Below are 23,810 nucleotides of genomic sequence, written 5' to 3'. Positions count from 1 at the left end.
CGCCTTGGCGGGGTGTTTGTTTTGGTGCGACGGGTTTGGGCTGGCGCGAAGGTTCGCGCCGCCAGTCAGTCGCGCGATGCGCGGCGCTCGATGCGCTGCAGATAGGCGTCCGTATCGGGTGGCGTGTTGGTGCGCTGCGCTTCCCAGATCGTTTCGCCCAGGCACTCCATGATCGCGTGCTGCGCGTCGTGCGTGGAGCCGAGGCGCGCGGAGAGCCGGTCGTGCGCGGCGCGAATGCCGGGCGGCTGATCGATCGACAACTGTTCGCTGATCGCGAGATGCATCGACAGATGCAGGAACGGATTGGTCTGCCCACGTTCGGGCGAGTAGTCCTGCGCCGACGCGGCCTCGGCGTCCTTGAGTTCGGCGTGATACTCGGGATGCTCGATGATCCAGTCGGCGGCGATGGCTTCGAGCGGCGTCAGGATTTCACCCGCGCGCTGCTTGCGCCAGGTGTCGGTGAAAAAACGGCGGACTTCGTCGCGGCTGGGATTGAACATCGATGGACTTCGGACGGTGAAAGCGAGTGGGGCGGGCTGTTTGCGCTGTGCGTCGGCTCGGAGCTAGCCCGAAGCCGTCCATTTTACGCCGCGACCGTAGCGCGCGCAGACGGATGGCCCGACGCCCGAACGTGCCGCGGCGCTCACAGATCGGGCGGCGGCGTCTTCTGCTTGAATTCGCACAGCGGCTCGATCACGCAATGCCAGCATTCCGGCCGGCGCGCCTTGCACACATAGCGACCGTGCAGAATCAGCCAGTGATGCGCATCCTGCAGGAACTCGGCGGGCGTGAATTTTTCCAGCGCCAGTTCGACGGCGCGCACATCCTTGCCTGGCGCAAGGCCCGTTCTGTTGGCAACCCGAAAGATATGCGTGTCCACGGCGATGGTCGGCTGGCCGAATGCCGTGTTCAGCACGACGTTCGCCGTCTTGCGGCCGACGCCCGGCAGACTCTCGAGTGCTTCCCGCTCGGCGGGCACTTCGCCGCCGCACTGGTCGAGCAGGATGCGGCACGTCGCGATCACGTTCTTCGCTTTCGTGCGATACAGGCCGATCGTCTTGATGTAGTCGGCAACGCCTTCCTCGCCGAGGTCGAACACCTTCTGAGGCGTGTTCGCGACGGGAAACATCCGGCGCATCGCCTTGTTCACCGAGACGTCCGTTGCTTGCGCGGACAACATCACGGCGATCAGCAACTCGAACGGCGTCGAGTATTCCAGTTCGGTCGTCGGATGCGGATTCAGGCTCTGCAGCGTCTCGTAGATCGCACGTCGTTTGGTCGCGTTCATGCGGCTCGGTCAGGACTTTTTAGGTTGATCGACGTCTTGCTTGGGCGCGGATTCGGAACTGTCGTTAGCAATACCCAGCCGACGACGGCGTGCCTCGGCTTCGTCGATCTGGGCTTGCGTTTCCGCGCTGATATGGGTCGTGTTCCTGGGGCCGAGACCTTGCGCGGCGTTTTCCGCTTTCTTCGCGCGCGCGCGTTCGAGCGCGGCCTGGATGATCGCGCGTTTCTTCGCTTCGGCGTCGGCGACGGGCGCGGCGGCTGCTTCGACCGTTGCGTCTGTTGGAGCGGGGCCAACAGCCGGCGCGGTCGGGGCCGGCGAACTCGCCGATACCGCCGCCGCGCGTTTGGCTGCCGCGCGCGCCTCGGCTGCCTCGCGCTCCGCAGCAACGCGCGCGCGGCGACGGTCGTGACGCGTGCGCGCGGCGTCGGCCTGTGGCTGGCTCCACGCATCCCAGCCTGTCTTGTCGTCCGTGACGGGGATCATCTCGATGCAGTCGACGGGGCAGGGCGGCACGCACAGGTCACAGCCCGTGCACAGTTCGGCGACCATCGTGTGCATCTGCTTCGGTGCGCCGACGATTGCATCGACGGGGCAAGCCTGCATGCACAGCGTGCAGCCGATGCACAGGCTTTCGTCGATGAACGCGACGGGTCGCGCCCGCTCGACACCATGGTCCAGATTGAGGGGAATCACGGACTTGCCGAGCAGCGTCGCGAGCCGCGCGATGCCTTCCGCGCCGCCGGGCGGGCACTGGTTGTAGCTGGCCTCGCCTTGCGCGATGGCTTCGGCGTAAGCGCGGCAGTCGGGATAGCCGCACTTCGTGCATTGTGTCTGGGGCAGCAGATCTTCGATGAGATCCGCGAGTGTTTTGGTTTCTGTCACGGTCAAGACGTGGGGGACATGCTGTTGCCGTTCACCGGCGCGGCGAATGCGTGTGATCGAATGGATGCGGTTTCAACCGCACCGTTGGTGTGCGCCATCTGATGTGCACCATCGGGTATGCACCGAGACGCATTCGCAGCCATCGCGCAAACCGCGTGAGGCGCCGGGCCGCCAGGGCAACCGTCAACGCGGCTGCAGGTAGGTTTGGCGATCGGTCAAATACGTATTATCGCCGATTTCCCCAGTTGTTATTACCGAAGCATGTGCCATAATCGAAGCGCTTTTTTGTAAGACCGCAGGAAGGTGTTCCCACCAACCAGCCCCGCGCAGCGCCGCCGTTGCAAGGCCAGGCAATTGGACGGCGAGCGATCCGGATAACGCGGCTCACGAAGCACATGCCACCATGAATCAGCCGAAAATCAAAAGAGATCCTGAAGGCACCCGTCGCCGTATTCTGCTCGCGGCGGCCGAAGAGTTCGCGAATGGTGGGTTGTTCGGCGCACGCGTCGACCAGATCGCCCGCCGCGCGGAGACCAATGAACGCATGCTCTATTACTACTTCGGTAGCAAGGAGCAGCTTTTCACGGCAGTCCTCGAACACGCGTTCAGCGCGCTCACGGAAGCCGAGCGCACGCTCGATCTCGCAGGCGTCGCGCCTGTCGAGGCCGTCACGCGGCTCGCGCATTTCGTGTGGGATTACTATCGCGACCACCCCGAATTGCTGAGGCTCGTGAACAACGAGAATCTGCACGAGGCGCGCTATATGCAAAAGTCCACGCGCATTCGCGAAATGATCTCGCCGATCGTTGCCACGCTGGGCTCGATACTCGAGCGCGGCCAGCGCGCCGGCCTGTTTCGCACGAACGTCGATCCGCTGCGTTTCTACGTGACGCTGTCGGGGATGGGCTACTACATCGTCTCGAACCGCTTCACGCTCGAAGCCACTCTGGGCCGCGACTTCAGCGCAGCCGCCGAGCGCAGCGAAGTGATCCAGATGAACACCGAAATCCTGCTCGCGTATCTGATGCGTCGCTAAGCTTGAACGCCTGACGGACAAACGGCCTCGCAAGAGGCCGTTTTCGTATCCGCCGGAATCCGCCGCAATCCGTTCGATGCAGGCGCAACAGGTGGCTGCGCCTGCGGCACGCGGCTTGCGCCTATGTGCGCCTACGCTTCGACGCGCTCTTCCGCCTTGCGTGTAGTCGCCTTCGGCGTGTGTTCGAGGATGAAGTCGCGCAACTGCGGATAGATGATGGTGCGCCAGCGACGGCCCGAGAAGATGCCGTAGTGACCGCACTTTTCCGCCGTGAAGTGGCGGCGATCGTTCTCCGGAATGCCCGTGCACAGCTCATGCGCGGCGCGCGTCTGGCCGCTGCCGGAGATGTCGTCGAGTTCGCCTTCGATCGTGAAGAGGGCGGTCTTCTTGATGTCCTGCGGGCGTACCAACTCGCCGTTCACTTCCCACGTACCTTCGGCCAGACTGAACTCCTGGAACACGACGCGGATGGTCTGCAGATAGTATTCCGCAGCCATGTCGAGCACCGCGTTGTATTCGTCGTAGAAACGGCGATGCGCTTCCGCATCTTCTTCGTCACCGCGCAGCAGGCTCTGATAGAAGTCCCAGTGCGAAGCCGCGTGACGTTCCGGATTCATCGCGACAAAGCCCGTGTGCTGCAGAAAGCCCGGATACACCTTGCGGCCGAAGCCCGGATAGTTCGGCGGGACGTTGTAAATGACGTTGTTGTCGAACCATTCGATCGAATGCTGCGTCGCCAGCGAATTGACAGCCGTGGGGCTTTTACGCGCGTCGATCGGGCCGCCCATCATCGTCATCGTGCGCGGCGTGTCTTCACCGCGGCTAGCCATCAGCGAAATGGCCGCGAGCACGGGAACGGTAGGCTGGCACACCGAGATCACGTGCAGATTCTTCGCGCCGATGTGGCGGATGAATTCCTGGATGTACGCGATGTAATCGTCGAGATCGAACGTGCCGTCTTCGATCGGCACCATGCGCGCGTCGATCCAGTCCGTGATGTACACCTTGTGATCCTGCAGGAGCGTCTTGACGGTGTCGCGCAGCAGCGTGGAATGGTGACCCGACAGCGGTGCGCACACCAGCACGACGGGCTCTTCCTTCAGTTGCGTGACAGCGTCGCTGTCGTCCGAATAGCGCTTGAAGCGCATCAGCCGGCAAAACGGCTTCTCGACAATCGTCTGCTCGACGATGGGGATGTTGTGGCCGTCCTTGACGATCTGGTGCAGGTTGAACTCGGGCTTCTCGTAGTCCTTGCCGAGGCGGTACAGAAGCTCGTAGCCAGCGGACAGGCGTGTGGCGCCCGGCACATAGGCGAGCGGACTGGCCGGATTCGCAAACGATTTCGAGGCAGCCTGAGCCCAGGCGGTGAGCGGGCTCAAAAGTGCCCGCTGGAATTCGTGGATTTGATAGAGCATGAGGGCTCCAGCTATAGCGGTTCGCGCAGGGCAACGTGTCTGGACGCGCAGCGACGAGGCGGGCCGGTTCTGGTTACGTGTGGAATTGTTGGTGGTGACGATTATCGGCCGTCTGGTTGGGGTGATGATATAGAAGGCATACGATTTGTGCAATGCAACAACAGTGCGTTAGCACACTCTCGGATGTCATATCCACGTCATCGACAATTTGTCAGCTTTCTTTAGGCGACGGGCGATGACGGGATATCAGCATCAGGCGTGCCAGAGGGCGGCTCACCGCCTTCTCCGCTGTCGCCGTCATGCGGCGGCTGGCCCGTGGCGTGCGCCATTTCCTGCTCGTGTTTCATCAGGTTCAGGCCGGTGTGAACGAGGGCCACATGGGAAAACCCCTGTGGGAAATTCCCGACAAGCCGCCCGCCAACTGGGTCATATTCCTCCGCGAGCAGTCCGACGTCGTTTGCGAGCGACAGCAGCCGTTCGTACATTTTGCGCGCGTCGTCGATGCGCCCCTGCAACGCGAGGTTGTCGACCATCCAGAAGCTGCAGGCGAGAAACGTCCCTTCGCCGGGCGGCAGGCCGTCGTCGAATTCGGTGGTGCGGTAGCGCATCACGAAGCCGTCGTGCATCAGGTCTTTCTCGATCGCGTTGACGGTGCCGGTGATGCGCGGGTCCGATGGCGGCAAAAAGCCGAGCAGCGGCATCAGCAACACGCTCGCGTCGAGTTCGTCGCCGCCGTAGGTCTGCGTGAAAGCGTTGAGCTGCGCATTCCAGCTTTTCGCGCAGACGTCCGCGTGAATCTGCGCGCGCACGTCGTGCCAGTGCTCGAGCGGCGCGGGCAGGTCGAATTTTTCCGCCGATTTGATCGCGCGATCGAACGCGACCCACGCCATCACCTTCGAGAACGTGAAGTGCTGACGGCCGCCGCGCGTTTCCCAGATGCCTTCGTCGCGTTCCTGCCAGATCGTTTCGAGGTGCCGCAGCATCGCGCACTGCACGTTCCACGCGGTTTCGTCCGCCTGCAAACCGCCGACACGCGCCAGATGCAAGGCGTTCATCACTTCGCCGTACACGTCGAGCTGCAACTGCCCGACCGCGTTGTTGCCGATGCGCACGGGCTTCGAGTTCTCATAACCCGGCAGCCAGTCGATTTCGAACTCGGGCAGCCGCCGCTCGCCCGCGAGGCCATACATGATCTGCAACTGATCGGGCGAGCCGGCCATCACGCGGCCCAGCCACGAACGCCACGCGCGCGCCTCTTCGTAGTAGCCGCCGCGCATCATCGCGAGCAGCGTGATCGTTGCGTCGCGCAACCACACGTAGCGGTAGTCCCAGTTGCGCGTGCCGCCGATCTTCTCGGGCAGCGACGTGGTCGGCGCAGCGACGATGCCGCCCGTCGGCTCGTAGGCGAGCGCCTTCAGCGTCAGCAGCGAGCGGCGGATGGCGGTCGCGTACTTGCCCTCAACGGTGCCGCGCGACGACCATTCGAGCCAGTAGTTCTCAGTGCGGGCAAGGGCCGAGTGCGGATCGCGAGCGGGCGGGATGTTCAGATGCGACTCGGAGTAGGTCAGCGAAAACGGCACGCGCTCGCCTTCCGATACGGTGAACTCGGCGACCGTCTTCATGTTCTCGCCGCGCAGGTCGACGGGCGTGCGCAACGCGACGGTGTCCGGTCCGGCGATCGCCTTGATGCCGCTTTCGCGCGCAAGGCGGCTGACCCATGGAATCGAGAAGCCATAGTCGAAGCGCAGCACGAGTTCCATGCGCATCTTCACGGTGCCGCGCTTGCCGACGACGATCCGGACCATCTCCGACCAGCCGTTGCCGGGCGGCATGAAGTCGATCAGCGTGACGGCGCCGTGAGGCGTTTCGAAGTCGGTTTCGAGGATCAACGTTTCGCCGCGATAACGGCGGCGCGTCGCGCGCGTAAAACCGCTCCTGAAGTCCAGCTCGCCGTCGTCGCGGGCGACTGACGCGCCGCCCGCTTCCGTTTGCGCCGCCTCAGCCGTGTCTTCGCGCTTCGTCGTGCGCGATGTGGCCGCTTTGTCTGCCTGACGCGGCACGAGCCTCGCGCAGGGTTTCGCGCGCTCGTCCTGACTTGCTTCGTCCTGCGAACGCGGTTGGTCGTCAGACTTCGGGGCGGCATCGACGGCGTCGTCGGCTTTATCGTCCGCCGCGGGCGCGATCAGCCAGCGGCCGTTGTCCCTGGTGCCGAGCAGCGCGGCGAAGCACGCGCCCGAGTCGAAACGTGGCCAGCACAGCCAGTCGACGGAACCATCGCGCGAAACCAGCGCGGCCGTGTGGCCGTCGCCGATGAGTGCATAGTCTTCGATAGATGCAGACATGGTAAAGCCGTCGGTCGGCGTGTAATAAGTACGTTCCCGCATGCGCGAAACGGTGCGCGAGCGTCGTAGTTACCGGACTCGCGCGATGCATTCTGGTGCAGACGCGCGCGGGGCATCCAGGGATATTGCCAAGCCAATTTTTTGCTGCTTACAATCGGTTTTAACGTGAGTTCTGACGAATCGCAGCCCACCGGCGGCCGGTGTTGCAGCATGCAGCCACGGCGCCGTTTTCGAGGATAAGCCATGCTGAACCCGTCGAAATCCGACTGCATCACGATTCTCTCCGCCGCGAGTCAATTGCCTGACGACTCGCTTCTTCCACTCGACTTCCACACGCTCGGCATCTCGCGCAACGGGATGGAAACCGCTGCAGCGTTTCTGATCGAACGCGCCTGCTTCAAGCGCTATAGCGAAGCCGACGGTCATTATGCCGTCGGTGGCCTGTCCTTGCAGGGTCGCTGGCGTCTCGATCAACTGTCGAACGGCTGACGCGACGCGCGTTATCCAGAACGGCCACGCTTCAAAACAAACACGCGCAGTGCGCTCGCGGACCGCGACAGGCGGCCCGCGCGGTGCTGCGCGTCGTTTCGTGACGTCCGTCTGAAGTGCCGTCACGCGGCGCGTCTAACACCTGTGCGACCTATGCGGACCCGCAGCGGACCGCCCGCATAGGCGCGTCCGTGTGCGCATCACGCGCGTCACAAGTGCGCCGTGCCCCCACGCCGAACAGCCCGATCAGCCCAATGATGATCAGATAAAGCGCGACGATGAAGTTGAGCAAACGCGGCACGATCAGAATGAGAATGCCGGCGATCAGCGCGACGAGCGGGCCGAGCGTGAGATGGATGTTCATGGCGACTCCTGTTGTTCGAATTGACGACGGTAAGAGACAACCTGTCGGATAGCCTGCGTTCGCGGATCTGACTGTGCGAGCGCGGGCAACGCTCTTATACTTGCCCCAAATACGACATCGACGATCAGCGGCGGCGGCCGTGCCACGAGGGCGCGCAGCGCGAGGCCGCAATCGTCATGCATCCGTTACGACAATGGCACGCTCCGATCGAGCCGCGCGGCAGACCAGCGACACACACGAACCGAATAACCCGTCTCGCCAGGAGGTCGTCATGCAGCGTCGTACACGAGCCTTAGCGTGTGCCGTGCCACAGTCTTTCAGTTTGCGAGTGAATCCGCGCTTGTCCGCCCGTTCGATCATAAGAGGTTTGACACTGATGGTATCGCTTGCCACCACGCAGGCCTTTGCACAAGGCACGACCGCCGCACCCGCCGATGGCGTCTACGATCTGATCGTCGGCACTTACACCGGCCCGAAGAGTGAAGGCATCTATGTCTATCGCTTCGACACGAAGTCGGGCGACGCGACGCAGGTGTCGTCCGCGAAGACCGACAATCCGTCGTACGTGATCGCGTCGCCCGACGGCCGCTACGTCTACTCCGTCAACGAGCAGCCCGGCGACAACGGCCCCGCCGGGCAGCGCGGCGGCATCAGCGCGTTCGGCTTCGATGCGAAAAGCGGGCAATTAACGTTCCTGAACCGCGTGTCGTCGGACGGCAACGATCCGTGCTATCTGAGCCTCTCGCCGGACGGCAAATATCTGACGACGGCCAACTACTCGGTCGCCGCGAACCCGGGCGGCAGCTTCGCGGTGTTTCCGTTGCAGGCGGACGGGCAGGTCGGCGCGTCGGTGTTGACGGTACATCATGACGGCGGCGGTCCCGTGAAGGGACGCCAGGACAACGCGCACGTGCATTCGACCGTGTTCTCGCCGGACGGCAAGTATCTGTTCGCACAGGATCTCGGCACCGACAAGCTCTATGCGTACCGCTACACGCCCGACGGCAGCCGTGGCCTGTTCGGCCCGACGGACAAGCGCTATACCGATGTGAAGCCCGGCTCGGGACCGCGCCATCTGGTGTTCAGCCCGGACGGCAAGTACGCGTATCTGACGAGCGAGCTGACGGCGACCGTCACGGCATTCCACTACGACGACGGCAAGCTCACGCAACTGCAGGTCGTGCCGATGACGAAACCCGGCTTCAAGGGGCAGGTGGGTGCAGCTGCAATTCATCTGTCGCCGGACGGGCGCTTTCTGTACGCCAGCAATCGTGGCGATGCGAATGAAATCGTCATCTACGCGGTCGATCCCGGCAACGGCCATATCCGGGAGGTCGGCCGTCAGTCGAGTCTCGGGAAAGCGCCGCGAGAATTTTCAATCGATCCGACGGGGCAATGGCTGATCGTTGGCAACCAGAACAGCGATACGGCGTACGTGTTCCGTCGCGATCCGCAAAGCGGGCTGCTGGAAGCGAACCCGAAGCGCATCGATATCGGCTCGCCCGTCGACTTCAAGTGGGTGTCGCCGTCGTGATGTTTGCAGTGTGAAAGAGGCGGGTGCCGCCGCTGCGTTCGACTATTTCTTTTGTTCTCGCAGCGGCGCTCGTTCAATTCCGAAAGCGGCTTATTCCGCCGGCCCCGGCGCGAGCACTTCGCGGCTCCCGTTGATGCCCATCGCCGACACGAGGCCCGCCGTCTCCATCTGCTCGACGAGTCGCGCCGCGCGGTTATAGCCGATGCGCAACTGCCGCTGTACCGCCGAGATCGACGCGCGTCGTGTGCGCACGACGAACGAGACGGCTTCGTCGTACAACGGGTCGGCTTCCGCATCCGGCGTTTCGCCGAACAGATCCTGCGTGCCGCCGCCATCCGTCGCCGGGCCGTCGAGAATGCCTTCGATGTATTCCGGTTCGCCGAACTGCTTCAGATGCTCGACGATCCGGTGCACTTCCTCGTCGGCGACGAACGCGCCGTGCACGCGCTGCGGGTAGCCGGTGCCGGGCGGCAGGAACAGCATGTCGCCCTGGCCGAGCAGTGACTCGGCGCCCATCTGGTCGAGAATCGTGCGCGAGTCGATTTTCGACGACACCTGGAACGCAACGCGCGTCGGGATGTTCGCCTTGATGAGACCCGTGATCACGTCGACGGACGGGCGCTGCGTCGCGAGAATCAGGTGAATGCCCGCTGCCCGCGCCTTTTGCGCGAGACGCGCGATCAGCTCTTCGATCTTCTTGCCCGCGACCATCATCAGGTCGGCCAGTTCGTCGATCACGACGACGATCAGCGGCAGCGGCGACAGCGGCTCGGGTGCGTCCGGCGTTAGCGAGAACGGATTGCCGATCTTCTTCTCTTTCGCGGCGGCGTCGCGAATCTTCTGGTTGAAGCCTTGCAGGTTGCGCACGCCGACGGCCGACATCAGCCGGTAGCGCTTCTCCATCTCGCCGACACACCAGTTGAGCGCGTTCGCGGCGAGCTTCATATCCGTCACGACGGGCGCGAGCAGATGCGGAATGCCTTCGTACACGGAAAGCTCCAGCATCTTCGGATCGATCATGATCATTCGCACGTCTTCGGGCGTCGCCTTGTACAGCAGCGAGACGATCATCGCGTTGATCGCCACCGACTTGCCCGAACCCGTCGTACCCGCGACCAGCATGTGCGGCGCCTTCGCGAGATCGGTGACGACCGGGTGGCCGGTGATGTCCTTGCCCATCGCCAGCGTCAGATTCGACGCGGACTTCTGATAGACGTTGGCTTCCAGAATCTCGGAGAGACGGATCGTCTGACGCCTGGCATTCGGCAGTTCGAGACCCATGCAGGTCTTGCCTGGAATCGTCTCAACGACGCGGATCGAAGTAAGGCCGAGACCACGCGACAGGTCCTTCATCAGCCCGACGATCTGGCTGCCGCGCACGCCGAGCGCCGGCTCGACTTCGAAGCGCGTGATGACGGGGCCCGCCGATGCGCCGACCACCGTCACCGGCACCTTGAATTCTTGCAGACGCTGCTCGATCAACGCGCCCGTTTCGGCGAGCTTTTCTTCACTGACGGGCTCGGTCTCGGTCGAGGCGGGCGCGAGCAGATCGAGCGACGGCAGTTCGATGTGCGAGGCCGCGGGCGCGTAAAACTCGAAAGCAGGACCGCTGTGGCCGCGCACGGCAGGGCGGGGCGGGGCAGCGGCAGGCGGCTCCTGTTGCGCGTCTTGCTGTGCTTCGGGCTCGTCTTGCGCCAGGTCAGGCTCGAACTCGTCGGCCGTATTCTGTTCAGGCGCTTGCGCAACGAGGGCCGTGCCCGGGAAGCGAACGATGTTCGAAGGTGCTTCAGGTGCGGTCTCGTCCGACGTGTCGTCGAAGGCGGTCGATACGGCGACAGGTTCGGTCGGCGTGTCAGCGTCGCCGTATGCGGGCGCGTTCGATACCGATGCGTGACGCGCTTGTTGTGTCGATGGAGCGGTTGTCGAAGCCACACGCAGAAGCGACACGGATTGCGTGATTGCATCCCACGGCGCGAGCGGGGTAGGGGCGGTTTCAACCTGTTCCGCGAGCGCGGGCTCTTCCGCTGCGGGTGACACAGTTTCGCTCGCGATGTGCGTTGACGGTGCAACCGGAGCTTCGGGCTTGGCTGGCGACTCGACCGCATGAGCGACAGTCGCAGGCTGTTCCGCGACGGCGATTTGCGTTGGCAATTCTGGGTGGGTCGCCGCGGTTTCGTGCTCGTCGAGATGCGTTGAAGTGGGTTGCGCGGGCGTTGCGATTGCATCGGCTGGTGCGGATTCGACGAAAGGCATCGATGCCTCGGTCGAAGGCGCCGCCGGTTGTTCGGACGATGCGATGGCGGTCACCGGTTCGAGTGACGTGGAGGTCGGGGCAACGGGCGCCACGCTCTGCTCAATCGCTTGGGTCTCTGTCGCGACACGTTCGGCAACGGCTTGCAGTTGCGGTTCAACCGGCTCGGACACAGCCGCTACAACGGTCGATTCAATCGCCGGTGCGGCGCTGGCATGTGCGTCCGCTTCGACAACAGTCGCGCTTGCCGTCACGTTGCTGACAATCGCGGTCGGCTGAGCGTGTGCAATCTCGGTCTCGGCGCGAGGCGAATCCGTTTGCTCTGCGGCGACGGTTTGCGCTTGCGGCTCTGCCTCGGCGACATGCGATTGCACCTCAGCCGAAGACACCACGGGCGGCACGGCCACAACCGCATGAGCCTGTTCTTCGTTGCGTTCGGCCCCGTTCGCTGATTCGACAGGTGCAACTGTTTCCGCAGCGGGCGTCGTATGCGTGGCAATGGCAGCTTCAAGCGCCGACACGGCCTGATCGACTGCAGCTACGGCCGCCGCGCCCGAAACGGCCGCCGAGCTTGCGGAACCCATAGAAGCCTCGACCGCCGGACCAGTAGCGGACAGCGTCTGCGCATTCACTCCATCGGCGGGAGCCGACGCGCTATGGGTGTCGACAACCTTCGCCGGATCGCTCGCCGTGCGCCGGGCGAGACTCGCGCCCGCGAGCGTCGTCCAGCGTGCCGCGTTTTCCTCGATGCTGCGCAAAGTCTCCTGCACGCTCGACGCGGGCGCGACGGGTTGGGCGGGCGGATTGGCGCGCGTGTAGGCGGGCACTTTGAGATTCGGCGTGTCGCGGCGCACAGCCGGCGAAGCGGACGGCGCGACGACTCGCCGCGTCGGCGCGGCGGGTGTTGCCGCGCCGACCGATGCCGTCTGACGGCTCTGCGCGAGCGTCGCTCCGCGCAAGGCCGCCGAGCGCGCCGATGCCACGGCCGGATTCACCGACGGGCCGCGCGCGCCGGCATTGGCCGCTGCCGCTTTCGACGATTGCAGGGCAGCCGTGCTGCCGAAGACAGTCGGCGGCGTGGCCGCGACGCGTGCGGCTTCCATCAGCGGGGCCACCGTTTCGCGCGAATGTGGGCGCGGCGTGTCGGTGTTGAGCCAGCCGGAGGGTGAGACCGGCTCGGCGGGCGTCCACGGCTTGGGCGCGCTTGCCCGGTGAACGGAGGCGGGACTTCCCGGCGCGCCGCCTGTTGCATTGCCGACGGCGTTGCGCACGGTACCGCCGGCACTCGCCGCCATCGAACCAGCCGGCATACTCAGCGCTTCGCCCGCCGCGACGGAGGCAGTCGCGGCGCCAGCGGCGCGCGTCGTAGAAGGCGGTCGCCACACGGTCGGCCGCGCATAACGCCCATTGGTTTTCGGCGCCATCGTATTGATGGGCGCGCTGCTATGGGACGGCGCCGTCTCGGCGGCACGCGAGGCGTGGCCGCGCGGTTCGTCTTCACGTGCGCCACGCGACAGCCCAAGACCGAACGCCTCGTTCGCCCAAGCGAAGAACGACGGCCACCTGAAACCGATGAGCCATGGCAGCGACACCGCGAACAGGCCGAGCATCACGAGCGGTGTCGCGACGCGCCCCAACAGATGCGTGAGACCCGTCGACAGCGCATGCCCGAAGCCGTCGAGCCCCTGCACATTGACGAGCGACGCCTCCAGCGTGCAGCTCGCGATCAGCACGCAGACAAAGCCGAGCCACAGCCGGATCGTGCCGGGACCGCGCAGGCCCGCGCCGCCCGGCAGCGCGGACTTCACGAGACGCCACAACAGGGGAAGAAACCAGACGGCGGAAGCGCCGAACCAGCCGAAAACTACCGTTTGCATGCTAGACATCAACGAATGACGGATGCGCGAACGCGCGACCTGTCGAGTTTAACTGGGCAAAGCGGACCCTATCCGCGAGCAAGTGCCGCGCAGTGCGCGGCGTCCCTGTACGGTCGACGTTCGCCGGCCACGCGGTCATTGGCCGCGCCGCGCGAACACGAGCGTGTCGCCGTTATCGAGGATCAACTGAAGTTGCTGCGGCTTGCGCATATCGACGGCCGAGCGCTCGACATGCGCAAGCGCGCCGAGATATGCGCCTTCGATGTTGCCACCCGGCGTCGCGCACGCCATGCGCGTACCCGCGAGCGGCCCGAAGTTCAGCTTGCCGTCCTTGAGCATGTACGTGCCTGTGTAGCGGTTGCAGCCGGAGAAGCCGCTGGCGCGGCGCATGCCTGTTTCCGTCGACAGCACGAGCGTGATGGGTTCGCCGCTCGCGCCGCCCGGCACCTCGCGCGTGCTGCCCGAGGCGAGCTTCCAGCTGCTGAGTTGCCAGTCGGTGTTGTCGAGCAGTTGCGTGGCCGCCGGGTTGAACGGATCGGGCGGCGGGGCTTCCGTGTCAGCGTGTTTCGGCATCGAGCAGGCGGCGACGAGCATGGACAGTGACGCGGCCATCGACACGACGGCCAGCGCATAACCCGCGCGCCGGCGCAGCGACACGCGCGCAGCCGTGTCAGGTGCATTCGACGATGCGTCGGGGTTGGCGCTCGTGCGTGCGTCGCGTGGCGTGGCGGACGTGGGCTGCATATCGTCGTTCCTCTCTAAACTGGCGAAGGCGTAAGGGTATCGCACTACGCTTGCCGCATGCGAGCGCAAACGCGGGTGATAAACGGCATAAGCGACATAGGCGGCACAGGCAAAACGTAGGGTTGCCGCGACGACGCCGTTCGCGCCGCGGTTGCAGTCCGTTTCGTGGGGTTTCGCCGGCATGGCCGGACGCCGCCCTGGCGGCCTGACAGCACGGCCGGCAACGTCGCCCACGACGCACTCTCAACACGGGTTATCGGCACGCGGCGGGCGTAGCCGCAGGGGCCGCGCATGTTAACATCGGCGCAGTCATTCATTCCACCCGCTTTTTGTCACAAATTCTCTGGAGCTTCCATGATGATCGGCCAACGCATCGGCACACCGCTTTCGACCTCGGCTACGCGCGTCATGCTGCTCGGCGCAGGCGAACTGGGCAAGGAAGTGATCATCGCGCTGCAACGGCTGGGCGTCGAAGTGATCGCGGTCGACCGTTATCCGAACGCGCCGGGGCATCAGGTCGCGCACCGCTCGCACGTGATCGACATGACTGACGCGAAGGCGTTGCGCGCGCTCGTCGAAAAAGAGCGCCCGCATCTGATCGTGCCGGAGATCGAGGCGATCGCCACGGATGCACTGGCCGCGATCGAAACGGAAGGCGTCGCCGAAGTGATCCCGACCGCGCGCGCCACGCAACTGACGATGAACCGCGAAGGCATCCGCCGCCTCGCCGCCGAGGAACTCGGCCTGCCCACCTCGCCGTACGCGTTCGCCGATTCGATCGACGAACTGAAGGCGGGCATCGCGAAGGTCGGTTATCCGTGCGTCGTGAAGCCGGTGATGTCGTCATCGGGCAAGGGACAGTCGGTGCTGCGCAGCGACGCCGATGTCGAGCCCGCATGGCAATACGCGATGGCGGGCGGCCGGGTGAATCACGGGCGCGTGATCGTCGAAGGGTTCATCAACTTCGAATACGAGATCACGCAGCTGACCGTGCGCGCGATCGATTCCGCGACCCAGCAGACGGCCACCTGTTTCTGCGAGCCGATCGGCCACGTGCAGGTCGCGGGCGACTACGTCGAATCGTGGCAGCCGCAGCCGATGAGCCCGCGCGCGCTCGAACGCTCGCGAGACATCGCCGACAAGGTGACGACGGCGCTCGGCGGCCGGGGCCTGTTCGGCGTGGAACTTTTCGTGCGCGGCGATGACGTATGGTTTTCGGAGGTCAGCCCGCGTCCGCATGACACCGGGCTCGTGACGCTCGCATCGCAGCGTTTCTCCGAGTTCGAGTTGCACGCCCGAGCCATTCTCGGCTTGCCTGTCGATACGACCTTGCGCGCGCCGGGCGCGTCGGCCGTGATCTACGGCGGGCTCGACGAGACGGGCATCGCGTTCGAAGGCGTCGCGCAGGCGCTCGCCGTGCCGGGCGCGGACCTGCGCCTGTTCGGCAAGCCCGAGAGCTTCGTCAAGCGCCGCATGGGCGTGGCGCTCGCAACGGGCAGCGATATCGGCGAAGCGCTGCAGCGCGCCAAGCAGGCGGCTGCCGCTGTCAAGCCGGTCTCGGCGAGGTAACAACGCGGGCGGTTCGCCTGTCGCGGTTGTTGCGGATTGAATGTGTAGCGGGCAAGGAGCGGTGTGCGTGAAAGCCAGACAGTCAGGCAGCAAGGTCGCCCGGCGCATCGCGCTGCTCGCATCGGCGTTGGTGTCGATGACGGCGTTGAGCGGCTGCGGGCTGGCCGCTGCGCCATGCCGCATCGCCTCTGCGGGACTCAAGATCGTTCCCGGGGTCGGCCACGTGGCCGCCGCGCCGACCGATGCATGCGCCGACGTGATCGATCCGTAAGTCATACATGAGCGATCCATGATCCGCAAACTTCGGCAGGGTCGCGCGGTCATAACGAAAGGGCGTCAGGAAGCGAGGCATTCGATGAGCAGACGGTGGGTTGCATCAGTGGGCGTGCTGGCGTTCGTCGCTGCGTCGGGCGTGGCCCGCGCCGCTGAGATGCTGCCATTGCCCGATATCCGCACTTCGCATCGCGTGATGCAGAAATACACGTGCGCGACGGGCCGCATCTTGCAGGTCACCTATCTGAACGCGACCAACGGTCAGAGCTTCGCGGTGTTGCCGGTGAAGGGCCGGCAGATGCTGTTCGTCAACGTGCTGTCCGGCTCCGGTGCGAAGTATCAGGCGGGCAGCTACACGTGGTGGACCAAGGGCCCGCAAGCCACGCTCTATGACGCGACGCTCGGCGAGGACGCGCCGCCGTTGCTGTCCGACTGCGTGACGATCGTCCGCTGATCGTTTGCCTTTGCGCAATTTCACTTACGCTGCGTGACGCGCTGCACGTCCCGGCCGCGTGCGCGTGAAACAACACGTTTTCGCCTCCGGTAGTAAGCTGTGTGCCACGCACAGGCCGCGCCCCGTTTCGATGCATCGGCGCGGCTGTCATCGTCTTCGATCATCCTTGTCCGCGTGCCGTTGCCTGCGTTGCCAGTGTTGTAGCGGCCCGGTCTGCGTTCGTTCGTCAAGCGAGACTTCCCATGAAAGCATCGGATCTGTTCGTCAAATCGCTGGAGGCTGAAGGCGTCGAGTACGTGTTCGGCATTCCCGGCGAAGAAAATCTCGATCTCCTCGAATCGCTGCGCCGCTCCAGAATCAAGCTCGTGCTGACCCGCCATGAACAGGCAGCGGGCTTCATGGCCGCAACCTACGGCCGTCTGACGGGGCGCACGGGCGTGTGTCTCGCGACCCTCGGCCCCGGCGCGACCAACTTCGTGACGGCCGCCGCGTATGCGCAGCTCGGCGCGATGCCGATGCTGATGGTCACCGGCCAGAAGCCGATCAAGTCGAGCAAGCAGGGCCATTTCCAGATCGTCGACGTGGTGCGGATGATGGAGCCGCTCACCAAGTACACACGGCAGATCGTGTCGATCGCCAATATTCCCGCGTCGGTGCGCGAGGCGTTCCGTCAGGCCGAGGAAGAGCGGCCTGGCGCCACCCATCTCGAACTGCCCGAAGACGTCGCGCACGAAGAGGGCGACGGCAAGCCAATTCCGAAGAGCTACAGCCGCCGTCCCGTCGCAGAGGAAAAGGCTGTCGCACACGCAGTCAAGGCGATCGTCGAGGCAAAGCATCCGTTGCTGATGATCGGCGCGGGCGGCAATCGCAAGACCACGCGCAAGATGCTGCGCGAGTTCGTCGACCAGATCGGCATCCCGTTCTTCACCACACAGATGGGCAAGGGCGTGATCGACGAATCGCATCCGCTGTGGCTCGGCAACGCGACATTGTCGGACGGCGACTTCGTGCATCGCGCGATCGATCACGCGGACTGCATCATCAACGTCGGCCACGATGTGATCGAAAAGCCGCCGTTCTTCATGCGCGGCGCCGACGCGGGCGAGAAAACCGTGATCCACGTCAACTTTCTCGGCGCCGAAGTGGACACCGTGTACTTTCCGCAGATCGAAGTGGTCGGCGATATCGCGAACGCCGTCTGGCAGATGAAAGAAGCGCTGCAAGGCAAAGGCGAGCATTGGGACTTCGCGCGCTTCAAGGAGATCAAGGAGCATTTCGAAGCGCATCTGGCGAAGGGCCAGCACGACGACCGCTTCCCGATGTACCCGGTGCGCGTCGTTCATGACGTGTACGAGACGATGCCCGTCGACGGCATCATCTGTCTCGACAACGGCATGTACAAGATCTGGTTCGCGCGCTATTACCGCGCGCATGAGCCGAACTCGCTGCTGCTCGACAACGCGCTTGCGTCGATGGGCGCGGGGCTGCCGTCGGCGATCGCGACCAAGATCGTGCATCCCGAGCGCAATGTGATGGCCGTGTGCGGCGACGGCGGCTTCATGATGAACTCGCAGGAACTGGAGACGGCCGTGCGGATGAAGCTCGATCTCGTCGTGCTGATCGTGCGCGACGACGCGTTCGGCATGATCCGCTGGAAGCAGGAGAACATGAACTTCCCCGACTATGGGATGACGCTTCAGAACCCCGATTTCGTCGACTACGCGAAGAGCTATGGCGCGCAAGGGCACCGCGTGGCAGCGGCGGCGGAACTCGCGCCGCTCGTGCGCGAGTGCTTCGCGACGCCGGGCGTGCATGTGATCGACGTGCCGATCGATTACTCCGACAACGAGCGCGTGCTGAATCGCGAGATCAAGCGGCTTTCGGCGCAGCTTTGAGCGTTGCGTTGTCTTTCTTGTTCGGCGCGCGGCGCGGTGTTTGCTGCTGATGTTCGCTGTGTCAGCCGATTGCGATCAAGGAGAACGAGTCATGTTGCAGAAGAGTTACCCGTACTATCTCGCCAACGTTGCGGTCGCCGCGAACACCGATCTCGAAGTCACCGACAAGTTCAGCGGCGAAGTGGCGACGCGCGTCGCGCTCGCCGACGCCAAGGCAATCGATAAAGCGATCGGTCTCGCCGCCGAATCGATGCCCGCGATGCGCGCGTTCCCGCCGTTCAAGCGTCAGGCCGTGCTCGAACATTGCGTGAAGCGCTTTCGCGAGCGCTTCGACGAGATGGCGATGGCGCTGTGCATCGAAGCGGGCAAGCCGATCAACGATTCGCGCGGCGAGGTCACGCGGCTGATCGATACGTTCAAGGTCGCGGCGGAAGAGTCGGTACGCATCGACGGCGACATCGTCAATCTGGAAATCTCGCCGCGCGCGAAGGGCTACCACGCTTATGTGAAGCGGGTGCCGATCGGGCCGTGCTCGTTCATCTCGCCGTTCAACTTTCCGTTGAATCTGGCCGCGCACAAGGTCGCGCCGGCGCTGGCGGCGGGCGTCCCGTTCGTGCTGAAGCCCGCGAGCCGCACGCCCATCGGCGCGTTGATCATCGGCGAAGTGCTCGCGGAAACCGATCTGCCGAAAGGCGCCTTCTCGGTGCTGCCCGCGCATCGCGACGGCGCCGATCTCTTCACCACGGATGAACGCTTCAAGCTGCTGTCATTTACGGGTTCGCCCGCCGTCGGCTGGGACCTGAAAGCGAAGGCTGGCAAGAAGAAGGTCATTCTGGAACTGGGCGGCAACGCGGCCGCGATCGTCGATGGCGACCAGCGCGACAAGCTCGATTACGTCGTCGACCGGCTCGCGTTCGGCGCGTTCTATCAGTCGGGGCAAAGCTGCATCGGCGTGCAGCGGATTCTCGCGCATGCGTCGCTGTACGACGCGCTGCGCGAGAAGCTGATCGCGAAGACGAAGTCGCTGAAAATGGGCGATCCGAAGGACGAAAAGACTTTCGTCGGGCCGATGATCTCCGAGTCGGAGTCGCGGCGGCTCGCGGGTTGGATGGAAGGCGCGGTGAAGGCGGGCGCGCAGATCGTCGCGGGCGGCAAGGTGGACGGCGCGATGTTCGAGGCGACGCTGCTGGAAAACGTTGGGCGCGATACCGATTTGTATCGGAAGGAGGCGTTCGGGCCGGTGGCGATCCTCGAAAAGTTCGACGACTTCAAAAGTGCGCTCGCGACCGTCAACGACAGCGACTTCGGCCTGCAGGCGGGCATTTTCACAGATTCGCTCGCGCACGCGCATCAGGCCTGGGATGAACTCGAAGTGGGCGGCGTGGTCATCAACGATGTGCCGTCGTTCCGCGTCGACAATATGCCGTATGGTGGCGTCAAGGACTCGGGGCTTGGGCGCGAAGGCATCCGCTACGCGATCGAGGACATGACGGAGCTGCGGTTGATGGTAATGCGCGAAACGTGGTGAACGGATTGACTTTAGCGGGGCGGCGTCAGGCGTACGTCGGCGCGCTGTCACCAGATTGACTCGTTGCGCGTCTACGCTGCCCGCGTCGGCTATGGTCCGTCCCTGCTTGAAATATGCCGTTTTCGTGACGGCGCGGGCGCGACAAGCAGAAACTCCGCGCACGCGCCATGGGTATTAGTGCCGAAGTGCTACAATGCCGCCCTTTCCGGCGGATGTTTCCGCCGGCCGGAGCCGGCCGCATGTTTACCGACACTCGCTGCTATATGCCGATGCGAGATCGGGCCTTGTGCGGAACGCCGTGGCTCCGCCTTCATCCTGATGTCCTGATGCCCTCCGCGGCCGCGGCCGCTGCAGAAGAAGCTGCAGAAACAATCTGAGCGGACGCCCCCGCGGCCGCCTTTGGCAACGCGCAAGCGGCAAAGCGCAGGCGCATTTTTAGCGAAAGCCACCATGTCCGACACAGCAACCACGCCTACCAACGCGACCTTCGACCAGTTCGGCCTGCATGCCGACATTCTCAAAGCCATCGCGGAACAGGGCTACACGACGCCGACGCCGATCCAGGCCGAGGCGATCCCTGTTGTACTGGGCGGCCGGGACGTGATGGGCGCCGCGCAGACCGGGACGGGCAAGACGGCGGGCTTCTCGCTGCCGATCATCCAGCGTCTGCTGCCGCTCGCCAGCACGAGCGCGTCGCCGGCCCGCCATCCGGTCCGCGCGCTGATCCTCACGCCGACGCGCGAACTGGCCGACCAGGTCGCCGCGAACGTGCAGGCGTACGCCAAGCACACGTCGCTGCGCAGCGCCGTCGTGTTCGGCGGCGTCGACATGAATCCGCAATCGGCGGAACTGCGGCGCGGCGTCGAAATCCTGATCGCGACGCCGGGACGCCTGCTCGATCACGTGCAGCAGAAGACGGCCAATCTCGGCCAGGTGCAGATCCTCGTGCTCGACGAAGCCGACCGGATGCTCGACATGGGCTTCCTGCCCGACCTGCAGCGCATCCTGAACCTGCTTCCCGCCGAGCGTCAGACGCTGCTGTTCTCGGCGACGTTCTCGCCCGAAATCAAGAAGCTAGCGTCCACGTATCTGCGCAATCCGCAGACGATCGAAGTGGCGCGCAGCAATTCGACGGCGACCAACGTCACGCAGATCGTCTACGAAGTGGCCGAGGGCGACAAGACGGGCGCCGTCGTGAAACTGATCCGCGAGCGCGGCCTCAAGCAGGTGATCGTGTTCTGCAACAGCAAGATCGGCGCGAGCCGTCTTGCGCGTCAGCTGGAGCGCGACGGCGTGGTCGCCACGGCGATTCACGGCGACCGTACGCAGAGCGAACGCATGCAGGCGCTCGACGCGTTCAAGCGCGGTGAGATCGAAGCGCTCGTCGCGACGGACGTGGCGGCGCGCGGTCTCGACATCGCCGAGTTACCCGCCGTGATCAACTTCGATCTGCCGTTCAACGCGGAAGACTACGTGCACCGGATCGGCCGGACGGGCCGCGCGGGCGCATCGGGCGACGCGCTGTCGCTGTTCAGCCCGAACGAGCGCAAGCAGCTGGCCGACATCGAAAAGCTGATCAAGCGGCCGCTCGACGTGCAGCGCCTGACCGTCGATACGCCCGTACGTCATCACCACGACGAGCGCGGCGCGCGGCGCGAGCGCGACGATCGCGGCGGCAGCCGCCGTCGCACGACAGGCGCGCACGAGCGTCCGCATGGGACGCACCATCGTCAGCAACCTGTCGACGATTTCTTCCTGAAGCCGTATGAGCCGTCGCCTTCGGCGGTGTCGGCTGCTGCCAAGCGCGATGAAGCGCCCGCTGCGCCGCAGAAGCCTGCGTCGAAGCAGCCGCTCGCCGCGCTGCTGGGCGGCTTCGGCATGCCGCGCAAGACAACGCCTTCGAACTGACGTCGTGCCGCTGCTGTTCGCGTTTTTGCGCGGGCGGCGATGGTCTCAAACAGAAACGGCGCCTTTGCAGGCGCCGTTTGTTTTTTGCGGTCAGTGCGGGCGGACGCGTCAGCGTTTCACGCGCTCCGACCAGGCAGCGATCGCTTCCGCGTAGAACGTATCGAGCGACGTCGCTGCTTGCGTCAACTTCAGTCCAAGATGCAGCGCTGCGTCGTTCAGCGCGACGAGCGGGTCCGTCGCGTTTAGCGCCAATGCGCCCGTCTGCTTGCTGAGCTTTTCGCCGTCGGCATTCGTCACGACGGGTACATGCAGATAAGAGGGCGTCGGCACGCCCAGACACTGTTGCAGATAGATCTGCCGCGCGGTCGAATCGAGCAGGTCCGCGCCGCGAACGATGTGTGTGATGCCTTGATCCGCATCGTCGACGACGACGGCCAGTTGATATGCCCATTGATCGTCCGCACGCCGCAGAACGAAATCGCCGACCTCGGTCGCGAGATTCTGGGTTTGCTGGCCTTGCCAGCCATCGTCGAACGTCACGATGGCTGCATTTCCGTCCGGCACACGCAGACGCCATGCGCGCGCAGGCTTGCCGTTCAGGCCGTTGCGGCAGGTGCCGGGATAGGCGAGGGTCGTGTGCCGCGCGTGCACGCGCACGAGCGAATCGGCGATTTCCTTGCGCGTGCAGCCGCACGGATAGACGAAGCCCTTGGCCTGCAGGCGCTCGAATGCATGCTGGTAGAGCGGCATGCGCTGGCTTTGCCAGACGGGCGGCTCGTCGGCCACCATGCCGAAGCGAGCGAGTGTATCGAGGATATCTTCTGCCGCGCCGGGAACGGTGCGAGGACCGTCGATGTCCTCGATGCGCACGAGCCACACGCCGCGATGCGCACGCGCATCGAGCCAGCTCGCGAGCGCGCTGACCAGCGAGCCGAAGTGCAGCGGGCCTGTCGGCGACGGCGCGAAACGGCCGCGATAGGGTTCGCTGCCCGTTGTCATGCCGCCAGGCCGTTAGGGGCCGCGACGAGGCGATTCATGCGAAGCGGATTCATGCGGGCAACGATGACGCGATACGCGCAACGCGGTTACGCCGCGTGCGCCGCAACGGTCTGCCGCTGCGCTTCCGGATGACAGGATGCGCAGGTCTTGCCGGGCACGTAGAACGGCGACTTCTGGTCTTCCGGCATGACGACTGCGCGGCAGCCGAAGCACTGCGCGGTCGCTGTCGGCTGCAGGTTCGGGTCGAGCGCGGTGCGATAGTCGAACACGAAGCACTCGCCGTTGTAGTGCGCGCCGCCCACTTCCTCGAAATACTTCAGAATGCCGCCTTCGAGCTGATAGACGTTCTCGATGCCGACTTCTTTCATGTGGATGGCCGCCTTCTCGCATCGGATGCCGCCCGTACAGAACGACACGACCGTCTTGCCTTCGAGATCCGCGCGGTTCTGCTCGATCACTTCGGGGAACTCGCTGAACTTCGTGATCCGGTAGTCGAGCGCGTTGTCGAACGTGCCGACATCGACTTCGAATGCGTTGCGAGTGTCGAGCATCACGACGGGGCGGCCCGCGTCGTCGTGGCCGCGGTCGAGCCATGCCTTCAGCGTGTGGGCGTCGACGGCCGGCGCGCGGCCCAGTTCCGGCTGGATAGCCGGCTTTTTCATCGTGATGATTTCGCGCTTGAGCTTGACGAGCATGCGGCGAAACGGCTGCTTCTCGGACAGGCTTTCCTTGAACTGCAGTTCCGCGAACTTACCTTCGAACAGGGGATCGTGGCGAACGTAGTCGATGAACTCGCGCACTTGCGGAATTTCACCCGCGATAAACAGGTTGATGCCCTCCGGCGCGAGCAGGATGGTGCCGCGCAGGCCGAGTTCGTCGCAGCGCGCGGTGACGAGCGGCCGCCATTCGACGGTCTTGTCGAGCGTCACGAACTGGTAGGACGAAAGATTCAGGATATTCAT

18 protein-coding genes and 1 pseudogene are annotated in these 23,810 nt (G+C 64.5%); 9 read left to right on the top strand and 10 right to left on the bottom strand.

Annotated features, from left to right (window positions below; all coding sequences use genetic code 11):
* Window positions 1-65: 65 nt before the first annotated feature.
* The 3 genes from H1204_RS11790 to rsxB all read right to left on the bottom strand — a co-directional run bounded on the left by H1204_RS11790 (window position 66) and on the right by rsxB (window position 2,176).
* The gene (locus tag H1204_RS11790; RefSeq protein WP_180728446.1) at window positions 66-500 is read right to left on the bottom strand and encodes a DUF1841 family protein; all 435 of its coding nucleotides are present in this window, start codon (window positions 498-500) and stop codon (window positions 66-68) included.
* A gap of 143 nt (window positions 501-643) precedes the next feature.
* A complete protein-coding gene (nth, locus tag H1204_RS11785) occupies window positions 644-1,288 on the bottom strand; it encodes an endonuclease III (RefSeq protein WP_180728445.1) in 645 nt (214 codons plus the stop codon).
* Window positions 1,289-1,297: 9 nt separating this feature from the next.
* Window positions 1,298-2,176 carry an electron transport complex subunit RsxB gene (gene rsxB, locus H1204_RS11780; RefSeq protein ID WP_180728444.1) on the bottom strand — a complete coding sequence of 293 codons (879 nt, stop codon included), beginning with the start codon at window positions 2,174-2,176 and terminating at the stop codon, window positions 1,298-1,300.
* A 397-nt stretch (window positions 2,177-2,573) separates the two neighbouring features.
* Between rsxB and H1204_RS11775 the strand changes: the two genes are divergently transcribed.
* On the top strand, window positions 2,574-3,206 hold the full coding sequence (locus H1204_RS11775) for a TetR family transcriptional regulator (RefSeq protein ID WP_007583389.1): 633 nt from the start codon (window positions 2,574-2,576) through the stop codon (window positions 3,204-3,206).
* Between the two features lie 131 nt (window positions 3,207-3,337).
* Here H1204_RS11775 and phaZ read toward each other — a convergent pair whose 3' ends face one another.
* Window positions 3,338-4,621: a polyhydroxyalkanoate depolymerase gene (gene phaZ / locus H1204_RS11770; protein ID WP_180728443.1), complete on the bottom strand. Its 1,284-nt coding sequence runs from the start codon at window positions 4,619-4,621 to the stop codon at window positions 3,338-3,340.
* 221 nt (window positions 4,622-4,842) lie between these two features.
* Window positions 4,843-6,963, bottom strand: a complete 2,121-nt coding sequence (locus H1204_RS11765; RefSeq protein WP_243468480.1) for a glycoside hydrolase family 15 protein — start codon at window positions 6,961-6,963, stop codon at window positions 4,843-4,845.
* 243 nt (window positions 6,964-7,206) lie between these two features.
* On the opposite strand from H1204_RS11765, the gene H1204_RS11760 reads away from it, so the two are divergent.
* Complete coding sequence (locus H1204_RS11760) at window positions 7,207-7,452, top strand: hypothetical protein (protein WP_180728441.1); 246 nt, start codon at window positions 7,207-7,209, stop codon at window positions 7,450-7,452.
* Window positions 7,453-7,675: 223 nt separating this feature from the next.
* On the opposite strand, the pseudogene H1204_RS11755 reads toward H1204_RS11760, so the two are convergent.
* A pseudogene (locus tag H1204_RS11755) lies at window positions 7,676-7,816 on the bottom strand (DUF3096 domain-containing protein); the annotation flags it as partial.
* Between the two features lie 271 nt (window positions 7,817-8,087).
* On the opposite strand from H1204_RS11755, the gene H1204_RS11750 reads away from it, so the two are divergent.
* Window positions 8,088-9,350 carry a lactonase family protein gene (locus tag H1204_RS11750; RefSeq protein ID WP_180728440.1) on the top strand — a complete coding sequence of 421 codons (1,263 nt, stop codon included), beginning with the start codon at window positions 8,088-8,090 and terminating at the stop codon, window positions 9,348-9,350.
* 90 nt (window positions 9,351-9,440) lie between these two features.
* Here H1204_RS11750 and H1204_RS52595 read toward each other — a convergent pair whose 3' ends face one another.
* The gene (locus H1204_RS52595) at window positions 9,441-13,478 is read right to left on the bottom strand and encodes a DNA translocase FtsK (protein ID WP_180728439.1); all 4,038 of its coding nucleotides are present in this window, start codon (window positions 13,476-13,478) and stop codon (window positions 9,441-9,443) included.
* Window positions 13,479-13,613: 135 nt separating this feature from the next.
* Window positions 13,614-14,222 carry an META domain-containing protein gene (locus H1204_RS11740; protein WP_180728438.1) on the bottom strand — a complete coding sequence of 203 codons (609 nt, stop codon included), beginning with the start codon at window positions 14,220-14,222 and terminating at the stop codon, window positions 13,614-13,616.
* A gap of 354 nt (window positions 14,223-14,576) precedes the next feature.
* Here H1204_RS11740 and purT point away from each other — a divergent pair, with 354 nt between their 5' ends.
* The 6 genes from purT (at window position 14,577) to H1204_RS11710 (ending at window position 21,849) form a co-directional block, all read left to right on the top strand.
* Window positions 14,577-15,791: a formate-dependent phosphoribosylglycinamide formyltransferase gene (purT, locus tag H1204_RS11735; protein WP_180728437.1), complete on the top strand. Its 1,215-nt coding sequence runs from the start codon at window positions 14,577-14,579 to the stop codon at window positions 15,789-15,791.
* A 106-nt stretch (window positions 15,792-15,897) separates the two neighbouring features.
* Entirely contained in the window at window positions 15,898-16,062 is a 165-nt protein-coding gene (locus H1204_RS11730) for a DUF6726 family protein (protein ID WP_346015742.1), read from the top strand.
* An 84-nt stretch (window positions 16,063-16,146) separates the two neighbouring features.
* Complete coding sequence (locus H1204_RS11725) at window positions 16,147-16,518, top strand: MliC family protein (protein WP_180728436.1); 372 nt, start codon at window positions 16,147-16,149, stop codon at window positions 16,516-16,518.
* A 242-nt stretch (window positions 16,519-16,760) separates the two neighbouring features.
* The gene (locus H1204_RS11720) at window positions 16,761-18,413 is read left to right on the top strand and encodes an acetolactate synthase large subunit (RefSeq protein WP_180728435.1); all 1,653 of its coding nucleotides are present in this window, start codon (window positions 16,761-16,763) and stop codon (window positions 18,411-18,413) included.
* Window positions 18,414-18,504: 91 nt separating this feature from the next.
* Entirely contained in the window at window positions 18,505-19,941 is a 1,437-nt protein-coding gene (locus H1204_RS11715; protein WP_180728434.1) for an aldehyde dehydrogenase family protein, read from the top strand.
* A gap of 450 nt (window positions 19,942-20,391) precedes the next feature.
* On the top strand, window positions 20,392-21,849 hold the full coding sequence (locus H1204_RS11710) for a DEAD/DEAH box helicase (protein ID WP_180728433.1): 1,458 nt from the start codon (window positions 20,392-20,394) through the stop codon (window positions 21,847-21,849).
* Window positions 21,850-21,957: 108 nt separating this feature from the next.
* Here the strand turns inward: H1204_RS11710 and gluQRS are convergent, their stop codons facing one another.
* Window positions 21,958-22,848 (bottom strand): tRNA glutamyl-Q(34) synthetase GluQRS, encoded by an 891-nt coding sequence (gluQRS, locus tag H1204_RS11705; RefSeq protein WP_180728432.1) that lies wholly within the window; start codon window positions 22,846-22,848, stop codon window positions 21,958-21,960.
* Window positions 22,849-22,934: 86 nt separating this feature from the next.
* The gene (locus H1204_RS11700; protein ID WP_180728431.1) at window positions 22,935-23,810 is read right to left on the bottom strand and encodes a sulfurtransferase; all 876 of its coding nucleotides are present in this window, start codon (window positions 23,808-23,810) and stop codon (window positions 22,935-22,937) included.

The organism is Paraburkholderia sp. PGU19 (assembly GCF_013426915.1).
Taxonomy (GTDB): Bacteria; Pseudomonadota; Gammaproteobacteria; order Burkholderiales; family Burkholderiaceae; genus Paraburkholderia.
The sequence above is the reverse complement of the archived record's forward strand: the minus strand, read 5'-3'. Positions and strand labels throughout refer to the sequence as shown.

Coding starts and splice junctions, on each gene's coding strand:
- H1204_RS11790 (WP_180728446.1), bottom strand. CDS start 500: ATGTTCAATCCCAGCCGCGACGAAGTCCGCCGTTTTTTCACCGACACC.
- H1204_RS11710 (WP_180728433.1), top strand. CDS start 20,392: ATGTCCGACACAGCAACCACGCCTACCAACGCGACCTTCGACCAGTTC.
- H1204_RS11720 (WP_180728435.1), top strand. CDS start 16,761: ATGAAAGCATCGGATCTGTTCGTCAAATCGCTGGAGGCTGAAGGCGTC.
- H1204_RS11750 (WP_180728440.1), top strand. CDS start 8,088: ATGCAGCGTCGTACACGAGCCTTAGCGTGTGCCGTGCCACAGTCTTTC.
- H1204_RS11715 (WP_180728434.1), top strand. CDS start 18,505: ATGTTGCAGAAGAGTTACCCGTACTATCTCGCCAACGTTGCGGTCGCC.
- H1204_RS52595 (WP_180728439.1), bottom strand. CDS start 13,478: ATGCAAACGGTAGTTTTCGGCTGGTTCGGCGCTTCCGCCGTCTGGTTT.
- H1204_RS11760 (WP_180728441.1), top strand. CDS start 7,207: ATGCTGAACCCGTCGAAATCCGACTGCATCACGATTCTCTCCGCCGCG.
- H1204_RS11700 (WP_180728431.1), bottom strand. CDS start 23,810: ATGAATATCCTGAATCTTTCGTCCTACCAGTTCGTGACGCTCGACAAG.
- gluQRS (WP_180728432.1), bottom strand. CDS start 22,848: ATGACAACGGGCAGCGAACCCTATCGCGGCCGTTTCGCGCCGTCGCCG.
- H1204_RS11765 (WP_243468480.1), bottom strand. CDS start 6,963: ATGTCTGCATCTATCGAAGACTATGCACTCATCGGCGACGGCCACACG.
- H1204_RS11740 (WP_180728438.1), bottom strand. CDS start 14,222: ATGCAGCCCACGTCCGCCACGCCACGCGACGCACGCACGAGCGCCAAC.
- purT (WP_180728437.1), top strand. CDS start 14,577: ATGATGATCGGCCAACGCATCGGCACACCGCTTTCGACCTCGGCTACG.
- phaZ (WP_180728443.1), bottom strand. CDS start 4,621: ATGCTCTATCAAATCCACGAATTCCAGCGGGCACTTTTGAGCCCGCTC.
- H1204_RS11725 (WP_180728436.1), top strand. CDS start 16,147: ATGAGCAGACGGTGGGTTGCATCAGTGGGCGTGCTGGCGTTCGTCGCT.
- nth (WP_180728445.1), bottom strand. CDS start 1,288: ATGAACGCGACCAAACGACGTGCGATCTACGAGACGCTGCAGAGCCTG.
- H1204_RS11775 (WP_007583389.1), top strand. CDS start 2,574: ATGAATCAGCCGAAAATCAAAAGAGATCCTGAAGGCACCCGTCGCCGT.